The 5585-nt window shown below is 60.8% G+C and carries 5 protein-coding genes; all 5 read right to left on the reverse strand.

What is annotated here, in order from left to right:
- Positions 1-283 (reverse strand): isocitrate/isopropylmalate family dehydrogenase (locus OXG98_06190; protein MCY3771590.1); only part of this gene is annotated, 283 nt, incomplete at its 3' end.
- A 73-nt stretch (positions 284-356) separates the two neighbouring features.
- The gene (locus tag OXG98_06195) at positions 357-818 is read right to left on the reverse strand and encodes a nucleoside deaminase (GenBank protein ID MCY3771591.1); all 462 of its coding nucleotides are present in this window, start codon (positions 816-818) and stop codon (positions 357-359) included.
- Positions 802-1515: a cysteine hydrolase gene (locus tag OXG98_06200; GenBank protein MCY3771592.1), complete on the reverse strand. Its 714-nt coding sequence runs from the start codon at positions 1513-1515 to the stop codon at positions 802-804. The genes OXG98_06195 and OXG98_06200 overlap by 17 nt, the downstream gene beginning before the upstream one ends.
- An 81-nt stretch (positions 1516-1596) precedes the next feature.
- A complete protein-coding gene (locus OXG98_06205) occupies positions 1597-3639 on the reverse strand; it encodes a hydantoinase B/oxoprolinase family protein (protein ID MCY3771593.1) in 2043 nt (680 codons plus the stop codon).
- A gap of 4 nt (positions 3640-3643) precedes the next feature.
- Positions 3644-5585: hydantoinase/oxoprolinase family protein (locus OXG98_06210; GenBank protein ID MCY3771594.1), on the reverse strand; the 1942-nt coding region annotated here is incomplete at its 5' end.

Here is a 5585-nt window from a genome sequence, read left to right on the forward strand (position 1 = left end):
GGTATTCCCGGCAACGGTCCAGGGTATCGTCCGGCAGCCAGGAACCGGTCAGTTCATTGGCCTTCTCACCGGCGTACACTTCCAGCCAGTGGATTTCCCGCGCGCCGTTATAAGCCTTGGCAACCGCGGCGTCCAGCACCTGCCTGGTTGCGCGCCAGACATCGGGACCGATACCGTCTCCTTCGATAAACGGAATAACCGGATTATCGGGGACCTGCAATCGTCCGTTCTCGATGGTGATCTTTTGCCCTTCGGGGTGTAGCGATCTCGCTGCGGTAGCCACTTTTTATATCTCCTTGGAAGTCATCTTCTAACAAATCTTTGCAATAGCTTACCACATCATGCCAAGTTTCCGACTATGGAAAACCCGCCCGCGATTCATCCTCCAGCATCGGGCCGATGACTTCCATGGGCCAGCGGGCTTCACCGAACACGTCGGCGGCGTTCATACGCAATGTAGGGTCATCCGGGCCGGCGTCGTATAACTCGTAAGTCCCTTCCATACTTAACCCGAAGACGACACGGCGGATGTTGGCCCAGACAATGGCGGCGGCGCACATGGGGCAGGGTTCGGCGCTGGCATACAGTGTGGACGATTTAAGCTGCCCAGGTTCGAATTTCCTGGATGCGGCCCGAATCAAGTTCATTTCCGCATGCGCGGTCACGTCCCTGTCGGTAACTACCGAGTTCTGCGCCGCCAGTACCGGTTCGCCGTCCGCATTCACCAGCAACGCCCCGAAACCGTGATTGCCCCGTTCAAGAGCCCTGGCAGCCTCCCTGAAGGCTACGCGCAGGTAGTGTTCATCTACGTTTTTCATCAGCATAATCTCCCGATTTAACACAGCGTTCTATGAACTCCTGCCCGGTCATCACGTCGCCGAACTGCTGGATGATGGTCTCCAGCGTGGCCTGGTGTTCGCGATCGGACAGGGTAGAGCAGCAGTCCTCGATCAGGACCACGTTGAAATCCAGGTCGAAGGCAGTGCGCGCCGCGGTCTCGCAACAGATATTGGTTTTTGTCCCGGCTATCAGCAGGGTTTCGATGGCGCGGCTGCGCAACACCCGTTCCAGTTTCGAGGCGCCCGGAGAGAGGCAACCGTAACGGTTCTTGACCAGGTGGATGTCGTTCTCATCCGTTTCCAGTTCGTGCCAGAGCTTGCCGCCTTCCTGTCCCGGCGCCATGTACTGCATGGTGCGCTCGCGCACCTCGCCGGAAACCATGTTATTGAAGAAATTCTCCCACTCGGATTTACCGCCGTTGCAGTGGAATTCACTGACGATCCAGATCACGTCGCCACCCCGGTCGCGTAGTTCCGCGGCCAACCGGTTGATATTGCCGATGGTCCCGCGGCTGAGCGGCACCTCGGCCGGCGCCCCCGGTTTGCAGAAGGCGTTCTGCATATCGATCACCACCAGCGCGCACGTTGCCGGCTCGAAGCTGTCATAAAGATGGAACCGCCCGCGCCGCTTCATAACCCGCTCGACGATCTCATTACTTATTCCTATGTTGTGCATATCACTTTACCTGTTTTATCCGCAGATGACGCAGATTAGCGCAGATAAAATGAATCAAAAAATAATCTGCGTAAATCTGCGTCATCTGCGGATTAATAATCTGTCATTCAGGTACGGGTCGCCTTGCATGGCAGTCTCCGTATCCACCAGGATGCCGCAGCCCGGGCATGAGAACGAGCGCAGCAATACGTCGCCGCCGCTGGAATAGGGTCCGCCCAGGCTGTGCATAGGCGTTTCCTGCACACTCGCGCTTTCCTTCCAGTTGCCGTCCGCTCCCCCCAGGCTCTGACCGCAGCGTTTGCAGGTGACGGGCGCGCCTGCAACAGGCGCGGATTGCCCGCCGTTCTTTCGTTGCGCTACCAGTTCGGTTCTCTTTTTCTCTGTAAGGGATGGCTCTGCTTCCCCTGTACCGGTATCGATAATTACGCCGTATACTGATTCTGCAAATTCCGGGGAGGTCAGGCCGTCCCGTATGTCGCGGGCCACGTCCTGCGGCGGGCGCGACAGGGGATCACCGTAGCCGCCGCCGCCATTCCACCTGACATAAAGCGCGTCCTTGCCCATCAGCGGGAATACACCCCAGTCTACCTCCTGCTGTTCGCCAGGTATTGCGTCCTCTTTTGCTCCATTGTTCTTGACCCATATGTAGGCATTGGGCGATCCCGGATAGCCGCCGGCCAGACCTTCGCTCATGGGGAACTTCGAACCTTTGCCGGAGACCACGTAATGCATCCCGCCGTCCGGCGCATCGTGCGGCACGAAGGACAATTCCATGCCGACGCCGCCGCGGTAACGCCCCGGGCCGCCGGAATCCTTGAGACGCCGGCGATACAGGTAGCGGATCGGGAAGGTGTATTCGACGGTCTCCACGTTGGCCATGCGCGAGATGGGGTTCGGGATCTCCCCGCCCACCTCGATGCCGTCCGCCCAGGCCCGGGCGCCGCCGGCCCCGGCGAAGGTCTCGGTGAGGATGCCGATCGCCAGCTTGTTGTGCTGGTTCTGACCGAACAGGAACACCGCGAAATGGTTGGCGTGCCACACGGCCGAGGCTTCCGGGGCGTATTTTTCACTGGCGCTGAGCAGCTTGCCGATGGTAGTGCAGGCCGCGTTGTTGACGGATTGTATGGCTCCCACGGTGGCGACGGAAACCGGCGCCGGGCGCGTGCAGTTCACGATGGTCCCCTCCGGCGCAATCATGGTGATGGGACTGATCACGCCTTCATTCCAGGTGATGTCGTAGCACAGCAACGGGAACAGGGGCGCGAACAGCCCGCCCAGGGAGGCCCACCTGGTGCAGTTGATGGCATAGCGGCTCTGCTCGCTGGAGCCTGTGAAATCGAAGTTGAGCGAATCGTCCCGCTTGGTCATGGTCAGTTCGACCCGGTAGATCTCGTCCTTTACGCTCAGGTACTGGCGTGACTGCCATTGGCCGTCGGGCAGTTCCCGCAGCCGGGCGCGCAGTTTCTCCTCAGACCTGGTAATCAGTGTTTTGCAGGTCTCATCGACGGTCTCGAAACCGTATTTTTCGATGAGGGCCAGCATCCGTTCCCGGGCTACGTTGTTGCAGGCGATCATGGAATTCAGGTCCAGCGCCACCATGTCCGGGGAACGCACCATGTTGAGGAAGGTGTCCATGACGGCCCGGTTGATCTCGCCCTTCTCCACCAGCCGTATCCCCGGAGAACTGAAGCCTTCCGTATAGATGTTTTCCGCATCGGGGCAGAAGCCGCCGGGGTTGGTGGCGCCGATATCGTACACGTGTACGAAACAGGCGCTCCAGGCCACCAGTTCTCCCCGGTAATGGATGGGCGCCACCAGGTACACATCCGAGGTATGCAGGGCCGCGGTGTAGGGATCGTTCAGCAGGAACACGTCGCCGGCGTGGATGTCTCCCCGGAAGCGCCGGATGATGGACTTGCACGCCTCCGCGGCGCTGGTCAGGTGGTGCAGGAACCCGACGCCGCCCATCAGCAGGGTGCCGTCCGCCCGGTACAGGGACACCATCAGGTCGTGGCCTTCGTTGGTGATGGCGCTCCCCGATACGTTCTTCAGGGTAATCACGGCCTCGTCCACGACCCGGAACAGGCGGTGGCGGATGATCGAAAAGGTGATCGGATCAACCATTACTTTACCTCAAGTCGATGATGATATTTTTATACCCGTCCATCTGCCCCTGCTGGCCGTCCTGGATCACGATAGTGGTGATCGGTGTATGGATTACGGCCGGACCTGCAATGATATTACCGGGCTGCAGTTTTTCAAAATCAATAACGTCGGCTTCGGTCAGACTGTCGTAGCCGTTGACGAATATCCTGCGCCGTCCTGTAAGGGCCGCGTTCGGAGATGAACCTGCATACGCCTGCGCGGCAACGTCGGGGCGGTCTATTCTGCCGGCGGCGCTGAGCCGGAACTGGGTCATCTCTATCCCCGCGTCACGGTAGGCGGAGCCTTTGCCGTAGCGGTTTTCATACAGCGTTTCAAAATCATTGATCAGTTGTTCCAGACCTTCCTCGTCCAGTGGCGTGGCGGCGCGCACCGGCGTGATAATCTCGTGAACCTGCATGGCATAGCGGAACCCGACGGACCACCTGAAGCTCATTTTGTCCGGCGGGAAGCCCTCCTGATCCAGCATGTGCGCGGCCTCCTTCAGCATGGGTTCGTAGATGGCGTTGATTTCTTCCGCCGGACAGGGCGCGGATTTGGTCAGGGTCGCGCTGTAATCGTGCATCACGTCGGTACTGGCGAGTCCGAAGGCGCAGTTCACCGATGCGGTATACGGCACGATAACCCGTTGCACGCTCAGCTCCCGGGCGAACGCACTCGCCAGTATTGGGCAGGTGCCGCCGAACGCGTGCAGCACGAAATCCCGCGGGTCCAGGCCCTGTTCCACGGTAATCTTGTGAATCAGGTCGGTGACCTGCGCGTTGGCGACGCGAAAGATGCCGATTGCCGCTTCTTCCACGGGCAGTCCCAGGGGTTCCGCGATCTGTTCCCGGAACAATCGGACCGTGTTTCCCGGATCCAGGGTCATGGCGCCGTTAAGGAAATGTTGCGGGTCGATATAGCCCAGCAGCAGCAGCACGTCGGTGAGGGTTGGCCGGGTCCCGCCGAGACCGTAACAGATCGGCCCCGGGTCGGCCCCTGCGCTGCGGGGTCCCACCAGGGGCGCGCCCGTACCCTGTTCCAGGGTGATCAGGCTGCCGCCGCCGGCGCCGATGGACGCCACGTCGATCTTCGGCACCGAGTAGTGGAACCTGTCGATCAGGGGTTCCCTGGCGTACTCGATTTCGCCGTCCTGGATAACGCCCACCTTGAACGTGGTGCCTCCCATGTCCGCGGCGATGATGTTCTCATCGCCCATGCCGTCGCCGAGGAATTTGCTGCCGATGACCCCGGCAACGGGACCGCATTCCACCATGTTCACCGCCCGCCCCGCGGCCTGTTCGGCCGGCAGCAGCCCGCCGTAGCCCTGCATGACCAGCACCGGACCCCGGTAATTATATTGACCCAGCAGTTGTTGCAGGTTGCTGATGTAACGGAGTTGCTGGGTTCTCCTCATGTCCCGGTTGACCACCCGGCCGGCGTAAGCGTTGATCACGGTGGTCGAAGTGCGCTCGTATTCGCCGGGCACCGGCGCTATTTCGCTGGATATGGAGACATGGACGGCCTCATCCCGCGCCTTGATGATGGAGCGGATGCGCTGTTCATGGACCGGGTTGGCGAACGACCATAACAGCGCCACCGCGATGGACTCCACCTGCCGTTCATCGAGCAGGTAGTCGACGGCCTGCCCGACCTCGTCCTCGTCCAGTTCGCGGACAACCGCGCCCTTGTAATCCACCCGTTCCGTCACCCCGCGGATCAGCCCGAACGGCACCAGCGGGGTCGGCCGGTCCGTGGCGACCGGGTGTTTGAGGCCCTCTTCCGACAGGCCGGACCAGCGCCCGTAGGCGCCCCGGGTAACCAGCAGGGTGTCTTCGAAACCCGCCGTGGTGATCAGGCCGGTGCGCGCGCCCTTGCGCTCCAGCAGGGTGTTGTCGACGACCGTGGAACCGTGGATGAACAAGGTG

The organism is Gemmatimonadota bacterium (assembly GCA_026706345.1).
In the GTDB taxonomy this organism is placed as follows: Bacteria; JAAXHH01; JAAXHH01; order JAAXHH01; family JAAXHH01; genus JAAXHH01.